Source organism: Methanomassiliicoccales archaeon (genome assembly GCA_013415695.1).
GTDB lineage: Archaea > Thermoplasmatota > Thermoplasmata > Methanomassiliicoccales > JAAEEP01 > JAAEEP01.
The window spans coordinates 74,432-89,358 of sequence record JAAEEP010000006.1 but is presented as its reverse complement, the minus strand read 5'-3'; the positions used below and the strand labels follow the sequence as shown (position 1 = coordinate 89,358).

The 14,927-nt window shown below is 54.8% G+C and carries 18 protein-coding genes; 3 read left to right on the top strand and 15 right to left on the bottom strand.

The window, feature by feature from the left end:
* Positions 1-76: 76 nt before the first annotated feature.
* Complete coding sequence (locus GKC03_04540; protein ID NYT11805.1) at positions 77-634, top strand: purine phosphoribosyltransferase family protein; 558 nt, start codon at positions 77-79, stop codon at positions 632-634.
* On the opposite strand, the gene GKC03_04535 is transcribed toward GKC03_04540, so the two are convergent.
* Both GKC03_04535 and GKC03_04530 read right to left on the bottom strand, forming a co-directional pair.
* A complete protein-coding gene (locus tag GKC03_04535; GenBank protein ID NYT11804.1) occupies positions 627-1,412 on the bottom strand; it encodes an ABC transporter permease in 786 nt (261 codons plus the stop codon). The two genes, GKC03_04540 and GKC03_04535, sit on opposite strands and share 8 nt — an antisense overlap.
* Positions 1,409-2,320 (bottom strand): ATP-binding cassette domain-containing protein, encoded by a 912-nt coding sequence (locus tag GKC03_04530; GenBank protein NYT11803.1) that lies wholly within the window; start codon positions 2,318-2,320, stop codon positions 1,409-1,411. The genes GKC03_04535 and GKC03_04530 overlap by 4 nt, the downstream gene beginning before the upstream one ends.
* A 46-nt stretch (positions 2,321-2,366) precedes the next feature.
* On the opposite strand from GKC03_04530, the gene GKC03_04525 reads away from it, so the two are divergent.
* Positions 2,367-3,740: a hypothetical protein gene (locus GKC03_04525; protein ID NYT11802.1), complete on the top strand. Its 1,374-nt coding sequence runs from the start codon at positions 2,367-2,369 to the stop codon at positions 3,738-3,740.
* Here the strand turns inward: GKC03_04525 and GKC03_04520 are convergent.
* From GKC03_04520 to GKC03_04510, 3 genes are read right to left on the bottom strand one after another with little or no spacing between them, the layout of a single operon-like run.
* Complete coding sequence (locus tag GKC03_04520) at positions 3,709-5,913, bottom strand: hypothetical protein (protein NYT11801.1); 2,205 nt, start codon at positions 5,911-5,913, stop codon at positions 3,709-3,711. The genes GKC03_04525 and GKC03_04520 overlap by 32 nt on opposite strands.
* Positions 5,910-6,152 (bottom strand): hypothetical protein, encoded by a 243-nt coding sequence (locus GKC03_04515; GenBank protein NYT11800.1) that lies wholly within the window; start codon positions 6,150-6,152, stop codon positions 5,910-5,912. The genes GKC03_04520 and GKC03_04515 overlap by 4 nt, the downstream gene beginning before the upstream one ends.
* A gap of 4 nt (positions 6,153-6,156) precedes the next feature.
* Positions 6,157-6,888, bottom strand: a complete 732-nt coding sequence (locus GKC03_04510) for a hypothetical protein (protein NYT11799.1) — start codon at positions 6,886-6,888, stop codon at positions 6,157-6,159.
* Between the two features lie 200 nt (positions 6,889-7,088).
* Between GKC03_04510 and GKC03_04505 the strand changes: the two genes are divergently transcribed.
* On the top strand, positions 7,089-8,060 hold the full coding sequence (locus GKC03_04505) for a hypothetical protein (protein NYT11798.1): 972 nt from the start codon (positions 7,089-7,091) through the stop codon (positions 8,058-8,060).
* Here GKC03_04505 and GKC03_04500 read toward each other — a convergent pair whose 3' ends face one another.
* From GKC03_04500 to GKC03_04455, 10 genes are read right to left on the bottom strand one after another with little or no spacing between them, the layout of a single operon-like run.
* Positions 8,061-9,017, bottom strand: a complete 957-nt coding sequence (locus GKC03_04500; GenBank protein ID NYT11797.1) for an RNA-guided pseudouridylation complex pseudouridine synthase subunit Cbf5 — start codon at positions 9,015-9,017, stop codon at positions 8,061-8,063.
* Positions 9,014-9,541 (bottom strand): AAA family ATPase, encoded by a 528-nt coding sequence (locus tag GKC03_04495; GenBank protein NYT11796.1) that lies wholly within the window; start codon positions 9,539-9,541, stop codon positions 9,014-9,016. Before GKC03_04495 ends, GKC03_04500 begins: the two co-directional genes overlap by 4 nt.
* Positions 9,541-10,185: a DUF106 domain-containing protein gene (locus GKC03_04490; GenBank protein NYT11795.1), complete on the bottom strand. Its 645-nt coding sequence runs from the start codon at positions 10,183-10,185 to the stop codon at positions 9,541-9,543. The genes GKC03_04495 and GKC03_04490 overlap by 1 nt, the downstream gene beginning before the upstream one ends.
* Positions 10,186-10,187: 2 nt before the next feature.
* On the bottom strand, positions 10,188-11,756 hold the full coding sequence (gene secY / locus GKC03_04485; GenBank protein NYT11794.1) for a preprotein translocase subunit SecY: 1,569 nt from the start codon (positions 11,754-11,756) through the stop codon (positions 10,188-10,190).
* A 16-nt stretch (positions 11,757-11,772) separates the two neighbouring features.
* The gene (locus tag GKC03_04480) at positions 11,773-12,201 is read right to left on the bottom strand and encodes a 50S ribosomal protein L15 (GenBank protein ID NYT11793.1); all 429 of its coding nucleotides are present in this window, start codon (positions 12,199-12,201) and stop codon (positions 11,773-11,775) included.
* A gap of 12 nt (positions 12,202-12,213) precedes the next feature.
* On the bottom strand, positions 12,214-12,678 hold the full coding sequence (locus GKC03_04475; GenBank protein NYT11792.1) for a 50S ribosomal protein L30: 465 nt from the start codon (positions 12,676-12,678) through the stop codon (positions 12,214-12,216).
* Positions 12,679-12,683: 5 nt separating this feature from the next.
* Positions 12,684-13,385: a 30S ribosomal protein S5 gene (locus tag GKC03_04470; GenBank protein NYT11791.1), complete on the bottom strand. Its 702-nt coding sequence runs from the start codon at positions 13,383-13,385 to the stop codon at positions 12,684-12,686.
* 1 nt (position 13,386) lies between these two features.
* On the bottom strand, positions 13,387-13,887 hold the full coding sequence (locus GKC03_04465; GenBank protein NYT11790.1) for a 50S ribosomal protein L18: 501 nt from the start codon (positions 13,885-13,887) through the stop codon (positions 13,387-13,389).
* A complete protein-coding gene (locus GKC03_04460; GenBank protein NYT11789.1) occupies positions 13,887-14,342 on the bottom strand; it encodes a 50S ribosomal protein L19e in 456 nt (151 codons plus the stop codon). Before GKC03_04460 ends, GKC03_04465 begins: the two co-directional genes overlap by 1 nt.
* A 2-nt stretch (positions 14,343-14,344) precedes the next feature.
* Positions 14,345-14,722 carry a 50S ribosomal protein L32e gene (locus GKC03_04455; protein ID NYT11788.1) on the bottom strand — a complete coding sequence of 126 codons (378 nt, stop codon included), beginning with the start codon at positions 14,720-14,722 and terminating at the stop codon, positions 14,345-14,347.
* Between the last annotated feature and the right edge of the window lie 205 nt (positions 14,723-14,927).

The following is a 14,927-nucleotide window of genomic DNA, read 5'->3' as shown; positions in this document are numbered from 1 at the left end:
TCGCATCTCGCCTCAAGTTTGACATGTCAATTTTGAAGTCCTCGCAAATCTATTCTCCATTCAGAGCGTCTGTTTCATGTTGGAAAAACTGAGGGAGAGCCTGAAAGACTCCCCCGTGGTTCGCTTTGGCGAATATGATTACTTCATTCATCCAGTGACGGATGGGATCCCGTTCATGGAGCCCGACCTACTTGAGGAGGTGATCGATCACATCTGCTCCGTCTGCGATTTCGAATGCGACCTGATCATCGGGGCAGAGGCCATGGCCATCCCACTTATGGCACCGCTATCCCTGAAGACTGGCGTCCCATACAATATCATCCGGAAGAGGAGGTACGGGCTGCCGGGGGAGGTCAGCGTCAAGCAGGTGACGGGCTATTCAAAATTGGACCTGTACATCAACGGCATCTCCAGGGGGAACAGGGTTGTGATTGTTGACGACGTGATCAGCACCGGAGGCACGATGAGAGCCCTGGTCACCGCTCTGAGAGGGATCGGTGCCAGGATCGAGGACATAATCATCGTCGTGGAGAAGACCGATGAGAAGGCCGCCCTGGAACAGGAACTTAACGTCAGGATAAAGACTTTGGTGAAGATCGAGATCCGTGATGGTGAGGTGATCGTGCTCAGCTGATGAGTCGTCTCTTCATCATCATCACCGCTGCCAGGAAGGTTATCGCGGTGAGCACAGCTATGTACAATAGACCGACAAGATCAATCACTCCGAAGGTATCGAGCGAGAAGTCCCGGATCATGGTGGTCACGTGTGTCAGGGGCAGTAGCTGGGCTAGATTCTGCCCCCAAATCGGTAGCACGGTCAGTGGAAAGAAGGTCCCGCTGAACAGGAACATGGGCGTGATAAGCAGGAAGAACGGGTAATTGAACGAATCGATGTTCGGAACCAGAGCCGTGAACAGCATGGCTATGGAGGCGAACATCAGCCCGCCAAGGAATGCTATTACTGGCACTAAGAGAAATCCCGGGAAATCTGCCAGTCCCGCCACCACAACCACAGCGAGCACTATGGTGGAGTTGAGGAAGGCTTTGGTCGCACCCCACAGTATCTCGCCTACTATGACATCTTCAATGCTTAGTGGAGTAGCTATTATCGCATCGAAGGTCTTCTGGTAGTGCATCCTGACGAATGAGCCGTACGTGCATTCGAAGAATGCGGAATACATGATCGATATCGCAATTAGGCCAGGAGCTAGGAATTTGATGTAGTCGTAGAAATTCCCCTGATATTCTACCTGTCCGACGAGTACGCCAAATCCGAGTCCCATTGCCGTGAGATAGAGGATAGGCTCCAGGAAAGGCGGGATGAAGTTCGTCTTCCAAGTGATGAAGAACACGTCCCTGTTTCTCCTCCAGACATGGAGGGACTTCCAGCTGATATTGGAAATCAGACTCATTCCCTCAGACCCCTACCAGTTAACCTGAGGAACACATCCTCTAGCGTCGCATTACGTACAATGTAGTCTTTGACATCGAACCGATCGACTACGTCGTTCACCACCTCCTCTGCATCATCAGTGTAGATGTATAGGGCGTCCACCGTCCTCTCGTATTCAAATCCTTTCTGTTTAATGAACTGCACCAGTTCACCCAGGGGTTGGAAGATCCCAATGACCCCGGTTCCGACCACGCTGTCTATGAGGTTCCTTGGCTTGTCCTCCACCAGGATCTTTCCCCTCTCCATGATTACCAGGCGGTCACAGAGCTGCTCCGCCTCGTCCATGTAGTGGGTGGTCAGTAGGACGGTCACGCCCTGTTTCTTGAGCTCCCTCACTTTCTCCCAAATCAAGTGACGGGCCTGAGGGTCCAGACCGGTAGTGGGCTCGTCCAGAATGATGATATGGGGGTCGTTCATCAACGCCCTGGCGATAATGAGCCTTCTCTTCATCCCGCCTGAGAGTTGAGTAATCTTGACGTCCTTCTTCTCCTCCAGCTGCATGAACTCCAGCTGCTCCTCCGCCCTCTTCTTGGCCAATTCCTTCTCGATGTCGTAGTACCTGGCGTAGACGATAAGGTTCTGGAAGACGGTGAAGTCCGGATCAAGGTTATCCTCCTGCGATGCCACTCCTATCAAGGCCTTGATCTCCCTCGGGCGAGAGTTGACATCCATTCCCAGGACATTCAGCTTCCCCTTGGTGACGGGTGAGACACAGTGGATCATCTTCATGGCCGTGGTCTTACCCGCCCCATTGGGTCCCAGGAAGCCGAAGCATATCCCCTCCTCGATATCGAAGGATATATCATCCACTGCAGTGAACGAATTGTATCTTTTTGTGAGTCCCCTGGCAGAGATGACCCCGGTCATGATTTCCGGCTAGTAACTCTATATTTAACTACTTTTCCGAGGTGCGATGCAAAGTGACTGTAACCCTCATTTAGAACGCTTCGCAACGATTGGAAACTGGGTGGATATTCCTCTCCTGCTGATGATCGTGTACTCCACGCTACTGGGCTCCATACTTGGATCTGTCAGCGGTTTGATTCCTGGAATCCACGTGAACACACTGGCACTTGTTCTCTTGGCCATGGAACCCTGGCTTGAGGATCTCATGGTAGGAGTGCTCTCATCATCCGGTATGGGACCGGGCGTCATGCCTCTGATAATCTCTTCCATCATAGTCTCTGCGGCTGTGGTCCACTCCTTCCTGGATTTCATTCCATCCATCTTCCTGGGAGCGCCTGATTCCTCACAGGCGCTATCTGTTCTGCCGGGGCACAGGATGCTTATGTCCGGAAAAGGTCTAGAAGCTGTGCTCTGCTCGGCCAAAGGAAGCCTTGTAGGAGCATTATTGGCGGTGCTCATTGCCACGCCATCGCAGCTAGTCATGGGCCCTCCTTTCGAAATTTATGATGTGTTGGCTCCATGGATTCCCCTGATTCTCCTAGGGGTTGTGACCTTCCTTATCATCTCGGAAAGGCGAGGCGGCTGGAGGGCAATGTCCTGGGCTGTCGCGCTCTCCCTCTCATCGGGCCTTCTCGGTTTCATAGTGCTGAACGCAAATCTTCCCCTGGGAGAAATGATCGGAATGGAGCAAAGCCCGCTCTTCCCTCTACTCACCGGCCTTTTCGGATTGCCCACTCTCTTACTTTCTTTGGACAACCCCTCCATTCCTGAGCAAACAGAATCTCTGGAACAAGTATCACGTATCAAACCCTCGATAAAGGGGGTGCTTGCCGGGAGCATGGTTGGTTGGTTCCCAGGAATAACCTCCACATCGGGGGCGGTAATGGCTTCCTTCATTTCCCGTAGAACGGTAATCGAAGAATCTGCGCCGAACTTCATCACCACAGTTTCGGCCGTAGGCTCATCCGCCACTGTCTTCAGCCTAATCGCCCTGTCGGTAACGGGAAGGGGAAGGACCGGCGCCATGCTCGCGGTCGCAGACCTGCTCGGAGAGGATCTCGACCTTCTAGCACAGGTTCCTTCCGCCCAGTTTGGTCTACTGCTGCTTTCCGTTCTCATGTCCGCAGGAGTGGGATATCTTCTCACGCTGAAGATGGGCGGTATTTTCGCCAGAGCGATCTCAAGACACGACATGGGAAAGGTGGGGAAACTGATCATTATCCTGGTTCTCGTTCTCGTCCTCATATTCAACGGGCCCCAAGGCCTATTACTACTCGGAGTGGCAACGCTTCTTGGGCTGATCCCTCCCAGGGTGGGAGTGGGACGGGTCCATCTCACAGGATGTCTGCTCATCCCGGTAATGCTGTTCTTCCTGGGTTAGTCTCTTGATCGGGATCGATCAGGTCCCGAAGGGAGTCGAAGTCCCATCCGAAGGGGGATATCAGCTCGGCGGTGGCCCTCACTACCAGATTCATGTAGCTCCAAGCATCGTACTCCTCGTCCCCGCGAATGAAGTGGTCAACCTTGACCCGTCTCCTGAAGTCCTTGGTGGAGGAATCGCAAACGATGAACCGCACCACCTTGCCCGGCGGCACCTCGAACCCCCTCTCCCGCAGCTGCATGAGCGCCGCAACAGAGTCATTGAACTGGCGGTAGTCCTCGAGCCGTCTGGACACCCTCTTGGTGAGGATGAGCTTCTCCAGCGGTACTGAGCCGTCGAGAAGCTTTCCTGCGTGGATACACAAGAGGTCCAGCACCCCGGCTATCCGGTCTTGGAACTCACTGGAGCAGGAGGCCTTCGAAAGCTCGTGGAGCATTTCGTGCTGCACATCCTTTATCAACGGGGGCGTGTCCCTCTTCCTGACCGCTATCCCTCGGGTCTTCAGCTCTCCGTCGTCGAAGAGCCCGTAGTATCGGTTGAGCGCACCGATGTCAGTGGTGACGCAGGGGAGAAACACGATCCAACTGTAGTGGCCTTCCACCTCCAGGGGTATATCGAACTCCCTGTCGATCTCCTCGCAGAACGATTCGCAGTCCCCATCGCCAGAGAGCCACAGCGAGTCCACTATACCGTGGAGCACCCTGAATCCCCTGCGCTCGGCGATCTCCGAACTCCGCAATAGGATCTCCCTTCCGTAGGCGGTGATCGACTCGTGGCACTCGATGCGTCCGAAGCGGGCGTTGCGGTACCCGGTGTAGCCGAAGCAGGTGACCAGGATCCACTTGAGCACCTTGGCCCTCTGGGCGTAGATGTCGTTGTGTCTTGGGGCCTCCCTGGCGAGGCGTTTGCAAGCCATCCTTCTTCTTATCACGGGTTCGATCACCCGAGGTATCAGGCCCCTCTCCCGCTCGCAGAAGTGGTACCCGATCTCGGGCACCCTGATGGATGATCGGGGGCAGCAGTCGCACATCAGGGTCTCGGGGGAGATGTTGTACCTCACCATGATGTTGGGGTACAGAGAGCAGAAGTCCAACTCGGTGACGGAGTCGTGAATGCCCACCACCGGGTTGTGGATGAAACCCCCACGGTCGCAGATCAGCAGCTCCCTGGCGGTCTTGAACTCCTCGGGAATGTTCTTCTTCCACAGAATGAGGTGGCCCGTGCGCAGGGCCTCGTTCACCTGCATGGCGCTTATGGCGCTCCCCGGTGACAGGCGGGAGAGGTCCTGCACCGGGATGAGCGACATCCTCGAGAGGTCGATGAGGCCGTACATCCCGCCGGCCTCCACGTACATGAAGGATTGCTCCCGGTCTATGTGGATTCGGCCCCGTAATTTGTAAGCGGGTGGTTTGTAAAGTATGCGACCGTAGGTGAAGTAGCTCTTTCCCTTTGACATCCGGGCGCCTTCTCCCCTTCCCAGCTCCATTACCATTCCGTGTTCCTCCGCCCTCCGGGCGAGGTAGTGCATGTAGAAATCATCTCCTCGTCCGGTGTACACGATGTCGGGATCCAGCTCCGCTATCACCCGGTTGAGTTCCTCGAGGATGTGGTCCTCGGGACCGTCCAGCTCAATGTCGTTTACGGTCACCTTCTTCAGCCGATCGTCGAAGGTGGGGATGCCGTTCTCCGCCCTGACCGCGATGTCTAGAATGGCCTCCCTGAACTGTGGGAGGGGGTAGTCATGTCTCCACGGGGAGTCAAGTGCCCGCAAGTTGTTCATGTCGGTGAGGGCCAGGGGGAACAGTCCCCTCTCCAGGAGGAAGCGCTGCTCCAGGCGGAGGTCCACGTTGAACAGACGGTAGCGGTCATGATGGCCCCAGCTGTCGATCGTCCGCGCCAGGTTCTGGATGTCCGAGTATCGGGGGATTCCCACCCTCAACGCCTCCCTCTCGCGCTCGCCCAGCCACAATCGCTTCCTCTCGATCGAGGTGTCCGGGAAGTCGATCATCTCCAGCCTCCTGGGCAGGGATTGCATCTCCACCGCTGGTGCCCAGACGTAGATATCAGGTCGATAATCATGGACCAGGCGCTCCGCTCTCTCGGCGGTCCTGACCCACATCACCATGGAGTTGAGCCCGTAGTCCGGGTGGCAATCTAGGATCCAGCCTCTCATTCGTTCCCCTTCCTCAGGGACTCGATCTCCTTCTCCTGCTCCAGAAGGATGGACAACAGCACCGCCTCCAGGGGATCGCAGAGCGCGGCGTAGGAGGAAGCGGACGAGTGCTTTCTAGCCCTCGCCATTACCTTATCGAAGGCTTCTCTGTCCTCACGGTCCAAGGCTCTTCGAAAATCTCCCCACTCTCGAATTATGGATTCTAGCGTCCTGCGATAGGTGGGAACTGTCCTGCCCATTACATCACCTCAGGAACTCGTCAAGCGTGGTCTGATAGTAGGGCACGGGGTGGTAGAGCATTATCCTCCCCTCCTTCACCAGGGACAGCTCCAGCACCCTTTTTCTATTCTCGATGCGCAGTATGGAGTCGGCGCTCTCCTCCATCAAGGTGCTAAGGCTCCGCTTGTGACCGATCTTAGTGAGGCCGTAGTTGGTCACTATGGTCACCAACGAATGTCTTTCGGTCATCTCCCTCAGGGATGAGAGGCAGCGTTTGATGAGCTGGAACGATTCCGACCACCACATGTCCTTGTCGTGGAACAGGTCGGTGAAGCAGGAGACGATCACCGTGCCGCTTCTCGTGCGCTCCACCTCTCTCTCCAGCTTGTCCACGATGAGAGAGGTCATCTGGTAAGCGGTGAATGCCCGGGCGATGTTGACGCTGTCCAGGGTCTCTCTCATGTCCAGGCGGAATCTCCTGCAAAGGGAGGCGATTTCGTAGGGATTGATGGAGTTTCCCCCGTCCACCCACACTACCTCCTCCCCCAGGTCACTGATGGCGTTTACGCAGAGGAGGTGGGTGAGATCAAAGAGGAACTTGTCCGAGCTGTCTATCAGGGCGATCTGGGATGATCTGAACCCAGGAAAGAAGGAGTCGATCGCGGGCAGTGATGTCCGCACCCTGCGCTCGGGGGGAAGGTACATCTCGCCCTCGACTGTACCCAGTGATGACAGGTTCTCGTGGACGGTGAACATCTCATCTTCCTCTGAACTTCACTACCTCAAGCTATTCTAAAAAGAATGAGCGTGAGAGATGCCCGAAAGTGTCAGGATGGGTGCCATCCCGCTCGAACCAGCAAGCCTGGATCCCTCGATTCCATTTCCATTGAATGGGCGGGCAAATCAACCGAGTTCGGGTCAAGTCAAATATAGCCATGGGGCAATATGGGGTGCGCATGGTGGAGGGTCCGAATGTTCGACTTGGGAACGGCGTTGAACTCCTAGGAGAGGTGAAATGCTACTTCGACCCCGTCGACATAGGTCACAGCGGGATCTACTGCATATCCCACGCTCACTTCGATCACCTGCCCAGTAAGATGCTGGGTGATGAAGTGATATGCTCTCCCATTACCCAAAGATGTGCTCAGGACCGGCTCAAGCGGAAACTGAAGATCAAGGAACATCCCCAGGTCAAGGTACTGGACTCCGGTCATATACTCGGGTCGAACATGTTCCTGTTCGAGGGCGAACAGAGGGTCCTTTACACCGGAGATATGTGTTCCAGGGATCGTCTGGGATTGATGGGGGCGAAGCCCGTCAAGACCGATATCCTGATCCTGGAATCCACCTTTGGGCTGCCGCGCTACATCTTTCCCCCAAGGGAGGAGATGGAGCGGACCATATTGGACTGGGTCGAGGACAAGCTCGCCTCAGGAAGGTCAGTTGCGGTTCTTGCATATCCCCTGGGCAAGTCCCAGGAGATGCTCATGCTGTTCAAGGATATGGATCCCTATCTCTACGGATCCTCACTGCTCATGACCCAGCTGATAGAGGATGTCGGAGTGGAGTTCTCCTATCGGCCATTTGATCTTAGAAGAATGGAGGAGCCGTTCCTAATGATATGCCCCACGGGGGTAAGAAGGGCGAGCTTCATCGAGAACCTGCGCAAGAAGGGTATGCTCACCATCTCGATTTCGGGGTGGGCCGTTGATTCCTCGTTCAGGCAAAGGATGGGCGTGGACGAGGCATTCATACTTTCAGACCATGCCGATTTCAACGACCTTCTGTGGTTCACTGAAAAATGCGAGCCTTCCGTGGTGTATACTCATCATGGCTTCGAGAGAGATCTTGCATCTCAAATCCAAACCAGGCTGAGTATCGATTCCTATCCCCTGGCAAAGGACCAGCGGTCCCTACTAGAATTCTAATCACCACATCTTTGGGTATGTGCCCGGATCCATGAACACTCGGTTGGTTCGAGCGGCCAGCCCCTCTTCGGCATCAACCATCTGTTGAGCAGTCATCTCGGCTATAGCCAAAGCAACACCCTCCCCCTTGTCCGTTAGAAGGGCGACCAGCTGCTTCTTCTCCACGGTGGATTCGACCTCTTGGACTCCCACCGCGGCGAGGTCCGCGCCGTGACATATGGCGTCGACGGCAGTACCTTTCAGCGTGATCTTGGGAATGGGCTCCAGAAGGACCTCCCATGGCATGAGCATTCCCCTCAGAGGGCGCTCATCACCATCCTCCTTCCAGAAGACATGAGCGTCCTTGATGTCCTGAAGTGTCACGGAGTGGTCCTCGATCATGGAACCTGATCGCGCTCTACGGAGGTCCTCCATGTGTGCCCCTATGCCAAGAGCCTCCCCAATGTCTACACACAGGGTGCGGATGTAGGTTCCCGCATCAGTCCCTACCCGGAAAAGGACATCCCTGCCTTCGATCTCGAGGACGTCAATGAAGTGCACCCTCCGGGTCCTCAGCTGGCGTTTCACAGCTGCCCTGACAGGGGGCATTTGGTAGATCTCCCCGACGAAGGTGTCTATCACCGATCGAACCTTCTCCTCATCCGCGTCACGGTGGAGGCGCATCACGCACACGTACTCCTTATCGGATTGCAGAACAAGGTCCATGGCGCGGGTCGCCTTCCCTAGGGCAATGGGCAGGACCCCGCTCACCTTGGGGTCAAGCGTGCCGCCGTGGCCTACCTTGCTGATGTCGAAGATATCCCTTACCCAGGCGGATACCTGATGAGAGGTTGGTCCCTGAGGTTTGTCAAGATTGATGACCGAGGCTTGGAGGAGTTCTTCCAGACTCCTCTTGGAGGGTTCCTTCCCCCACTTGAAGGACATAGGTGTTTTTTCACGTACCAGCATCTTGGTCATGGGGTCACCTTGTCCAGGATGAGGTCCGCGACCTTCTCCGCCGGGATGTTGGTTGTATCCAAAACCAGGTCGTAGACCGATTGGTCAGAGATATCTATGCCGTAGTACTCCAAGTATCTGGCAGCCTCGCACCTTTCACGCTCCTTTATGCGCTCAAGGGCGATTTTCATGGGAATTTCCTCCCTTTTCGATATCCTGCTGGCCCTCTCCTGTATGTCGGCATCGAGGTAAATCTTGAAGGCCTCAAGCCCGTTCCGTGTCAGCATGTAAGCGGTCAGGCGTCCCTCAAGAATTATTGTATCATTCTTCCTGGCGATCTCCAGCATTCTATCGTCGAGCATTCGATCGTAGGAGGGGTCGTTCTTCGCTAGCTCACCGAACTCCGCCAAGCTCAGGTCGTGGTTCTTCGCCATCTGCCTGAATACCTCTCCGGATATTACGCACTCTATGGAAAGCATTTCCGAGAGTCGTCGGCACACCGTGGTCTTACCGGAGCCCGGGGGTCCGCTTATGGTTATTCTCATTATTCACCAGCTTCCAGCTCTCTGAGGCGCTTCCGGAACTCGAAGAAGCGGAGTGAACGCATCAGTATCTGGCCGAAAGGAACGCTGATTAGCGAGTACAGTATTACCCAAATGGGTAGTAATATCGTGTCTATGAGATTGACATTGAGTGCCCACGGAACGGATATGATGGTGTTAGGGACCTGTCCCATGAACACCGCCAGCCAGGCGAAGATGGGTATGATGACAATCATGGTGATGGGCAGGAGTTTCAGCTGGGCAGTAGATGCCTTCATCGACTTCTGCAGGATGTCCTGCTGCATCTCCGTGAGCTTCTTGATCTTGTAGGTGTTGTTCTCCATCCTTGCCTCTCGAAGATCCTTGTTGAACGCTGATACGATCTTCTGGCTCCTAATCTGGTCCACATAATCCGTGAAGAAGTGCCTGACGATGATGGTGATCGATGTCATGATCATGCCAGTCAGGAAAAGGGTGACGACGGGATATGCGCCCCCGAATCCTACTAGGGGTTCTAGGCCGTAACCCACCAATTGCCCTAATCCATTCCTCAGGTTCTGGTCGAAGAGGATAAAGACTGCAAGTATGAGAACGAATATCGTTGCCATCCTTGACCAGCTCATCGCCTGTTGGGATTCACTAGGCATCGCTACTCACCTCCGAAGAACTGCCTCAAGACCGGGTGCATTTCCATCATCTGTTCCCTACCCATAGCCTCGTAGAACTGTATCAATATTCCTACAGCTAGCAGTACACCTGTACCGGACGCATTTCCGACAGTTCCGATGAGGTCTGCGCCTGCTGCCAGAGCTCCCACTATCGCACCGCTGAGTACAGTTACCACTGGTATGTATCGTTGGAGAACCCTTCTCAATACCCTCGGATCCCTTCTGAATCCAGGTATCTGGAGACCGCTGCTCTCGATCTGTCTCGCGACTGCGTCTGGTCCCATATTGGTCGTATTGATCCAGAATTTCGCGAACATTACCGAACCGAGTACCATGATGGTGAAGTAAGTTGTCACCCGAATTCCCGTCTGCAATGGACTATGGTCGTAGACCAGATATCCATATCTCGTTGGATCTAGCATGGGAAGCAACCATTCGCCTAGACCCATAGGTGCGCTGAGATACCACGCTAAACCTCCAGCCGCTTGGCTGGTACCCGGCGGATAATAACCCAATAGGGGGTTGTTACCAATCAGGGGTACACCGCTATTGTAGAGGATCAGGGTGATCATCGAGATGTTAGCCAGCAGAGCGGCCATCAGGATGACGGGTATGTTCGACGCGTAGATGAGCTTGATGGGGTATCTTCCACGTGCGCCCCTTGCCGAACCATGGGCCAATGGAAGTTCTATACGGGAACTTTCAGCATAGGCGACGAACAAGAATATTGCTATAGTTCCCACTAGAGCTATCATTGGATTTGGATTCGAAAGCAATATTTGCTCATAGCCCCCGCTGGCCATCTCCGATGCGGACATGTTCTGCATGATGAAGACGGTCTTTGGGAGCGTTCCCGAAGGTGGGTTGTCCAGACTGATCGGGAGGGTACCATCGACCGCCTGCCAGTTAAGAGTTCCAGTGAATATCGCTTGCGCTACACCGGCCGCGATGAACAGCGATATACCGCTACCTATACCCCATTTGGATACAACCTCATCCATCAAGAAGACTAAGTATGATCCTATGAATAGTTGAAGTACGATTATCAATCTGGCCATATTTAGGCCGTTTAATATTCCCGTAGCTCCGAATACTCCATCCAGATTTCCAATGAAAGCCTCGGATGGCACCAGGTAACCGAACACCTGGGGAGCTGCCTCCACGACGATCATCACGATCACTAGGAATTTCTGGCTGCTCTGATACACCGCCTTGTCATCGTCATCGTTCAGATCGAGCTTGATGATCTTCGCTCCGACGAAGAGCTGCATGATAATCGATGCGGTGACGATCGGGCCTATGCCCAGGTGCATCAAGGACCCCTGCGCCCCTGCCAGTATGGCTCGGTACTGGGCAAAGAGGTCAACGGTCTGTTGCTGATCCAGACCGTATAGGAAGACATTCGTCATGACGAAATAGAAAACGAGGATCAGGACTACCCACATCATCTTGGACCTGAAGTGCACGTGGCCCTCAGGCCTGCTGACGGCGGGTAACCTGTCAGTAATGGGTTTCAACCTGTAAAGCAGACTTTTTTCCTCGGTAGCCATGGGAATCACAGAGTAGTCACTGTGGCTCCATGATCGTTCCGCCCGCTTCCTCTACCTTGTTCCTCGCGCGCTCGGAGGTCTCAGGGACAACGATTTGCAGCGGTGTTCCCACTCTGCCGAATCCGAGGAGCTTATCGACGCCCATTTTGGTAAGGTCAATTGTCGTCATGCCACTCTTCTCGGTCGCAAACCCATCCCTCTTCAGGGACTCGAGGTTCTCCTCGAGATACCCCACATTCATTGTTATCTTGGCGGAAACGACCTTCTGGGGCCGCTTGAAACCTCGTCTGCCGAAATGCTCAGGGTTGTATTTATAAATGCTCATTTTTTTGTGTTTCCACAATCCAGCGTTACCGCGACCGCCTCTTTTACCGGCTCCTCTACCGGCCTTCTTACCGCGGCCGTGGGTGCGACTACCTCTGAGCTTCTTTGTTCTACTTGGCATCTGTGGTCCCTCCTACAACATCCTCTCCAAGAGGTCGTTGATGTCCTCCCCGCGGTATCCCAGCGCTCCACCGTTACGGAAGGAGCGTTTGATTCCTTCGTACCCCTTCCGGGGAGGACTGAGCCTGAAAACGGGCTTCACGTTCTTAAGGTCCTTGTAACTGAACTCATTGTTCGAAATGCCCTTTGAAAGGGACATTATCGAAGTGAACTCCGAGTTCTCTATGATGTAGTTGTCATCGATGGGCTTGTCGCCCATCAGCCTACCTTTGAACTTAATTAGGCGGGCGAGGTTCTGCTCGCTGACCTCTCCCCAGGTGATGTAATCCTTGGCCTTGTCAAGCATGCCCTTCATTATGTTGTTTTCCGGCAAGATGACGCAGTGGTTCACCCGAGTAAGGTTGAGCATATTCATGGTATCCTCGATCTTGCGGTTCACATTGACCGTGCCGCGAATTCTAATGACTGCGTACGCCATTTCCCTCACTCTTCCTTTGCAGCGGCATCATCGGCCGCCTCTTCGGTGAACTGCTGCTCCGCTATGTGGACCATGGTCGGACCGCTGATTATTCTGAGGCGCTTCGCTTGGGCATCGCTGACCCTGATCTCTGATGTCTTGATGAGGGCATCGAATGTGGCCAGAGCGTAGTTCACAGTGGTCTTGGTGTGGCCCTTTGCGAATCCCCATGCATCCTTGATACCGGCCAGGGTAAGAATGCTCTTGGAAACGTCGCCTACCGCGAGCCCGATACCCCGGGGTGCTGGTCTTAGAATGACCTCCACGGAACCGGCCTTTCCCCTGACCTCGAAAGGCAGGGTGTGTGGGGTTCCACACCCGCATTCCCATGAGCCACAGCCCCTCTTGATCTCTATGATGTTCAGCTTAGCGTTGTCGATACCCTTCCTGATGGAGGGCCCGACCTCCTTCCCTTTGGCGCGCCCGATGCCGACGAAACCATCACCGTTGCCCACGGCGCAGGTGACCCCGAACTTCACCCTCCTACCGGAGTCGGTCATCCTCTGTACCATGTTGAGATCTATGACCTCATCGGCCATCTCGGGCAGCAGGATGTCCACTATCTCGGGCTCCCTTAGGGGGAGCTTGGTGGCCAGGACATCGCTCATAGTGGTTACCTCACCGTCGAGCACTTTCTTCCCCAGCCTGGTTTTAGGGTTCCATTCCATTTCACTCACCCTCCATCTCTTCTTTGATCTTATCTACCTGGTTCTTCAGCTCCTCACTGATGTGACCCCCTTTGAGTCTATCCTCATCTGGGATGATCTCTTCTCCATGAGGGATGTACATGCCGGCGTCCACCATTCCCCTAAGGGCGGCGAAGCATGTCGCACCTTTCGCTGGAACCTTGAGACCGATGTCCAGGACAGCCTCCTCGATGCCCTTCTGGAGAGCACGTTTGCCGGCCAGGTAGCCTGTCAGGTATGCCGAAGGTATGTTGTTGGTCACCGTCTCCCATCCATAGTCCTTGAGGTCCTTGGAGTGGGCTGAGATTATTACTCTGTCGCCTTCTGCGTTGTATTCGATGAATTGGATCGAGGCATGTTTGTTGGACAGCCTAACCACGGCCCTGGGCACCCTTGCCCTGAGGAGCCTTGCCCTGTATCGATAATCCGTGCGACCCTCGCGGCGTCGACGGAATGGTACCTTATATCTTGGACCCTGAGCCATCAGTTATCCTCCTTGAGATGCCCCTCTGACCTGAGGTGGCTGATCAGATGGTTCCTGCTCTTGAACATCCCGCCCTTCGCCTTGAGATAGAACTCCCTGTAAACTGATCGGGTGATCTTCTCCTCGTCGCGGAGATTTCTCAACTCTTCCCTGATGGGCCGGATTGTCTGGATCCATCTCCTCTTGCGTGGCTGCCTTGCCCCAGCTGCGCCCTTACGGCTGCCGGGACCGCGCCTCCTTCCCTTGCTCCTTTGATCATGGGCGTACCTGGTCCTCGCCTTGGAAATGCCCTTCTTGGGGAGGGCCTTGATAGTGCCCGAGTCGATAGCGGTTCTAATGTCCGCCCTGGTGATTGCGTCGGCGACATCCTCGATCCTGTTGGGATCTATCCACACACGCCCCAAGCCGCATCCGAGGAGTTCAGCCGCCATTCGCTTCTGATTCTTGAGATCCATGATCATCCCGTCCTGTTGAGTATGTGAATCCCAAGCTCTGAGGCTTTCTTCTCGATATCAAGGCGCTTCCTGTAACCCACGGTAGCACCGACTCTGGCAGCCTGGGTCTTGGGGTTCAAACCCTCAAGCTGTGTGGGGTTATGTATAAGCACTTCCTCAAAGCCAGAGGAGTGGAGTCCTCTCACTTTCTTTGGCGTCCCGTATCCGATGGAAGCCATGGGAGGGCGGTACTTGTAATTTCGCCTCAGCTTGCTGTGGATGCCCTTGGGCCTCCTCCACTTCTCGCCCAGTTTCTTGTATCGGAACCATTCCTGCCTCTTGAACTTGGGCATCTTGTAGGTCTTCCTCTGCTCGAACAGCCTGCGGGTCTCGTCGTCCATTACGGGTTTGGGGGCGGCAAAGTATCCGCCCGCCTCGACCACTTCAGGTCCTCCCTCTTCGATGAGGGCCTCGGGCTCTTCGATGATTGTTTCCTCCTCGACCTCTTGATCGACGGTTTCAACCTCTTCCTCGGCCTCCTCTTCATGCTCGAAGACGCCGAGGTCCTCGATGAGCTCGACCCACTGGTCCGCTATCTTCGGACCG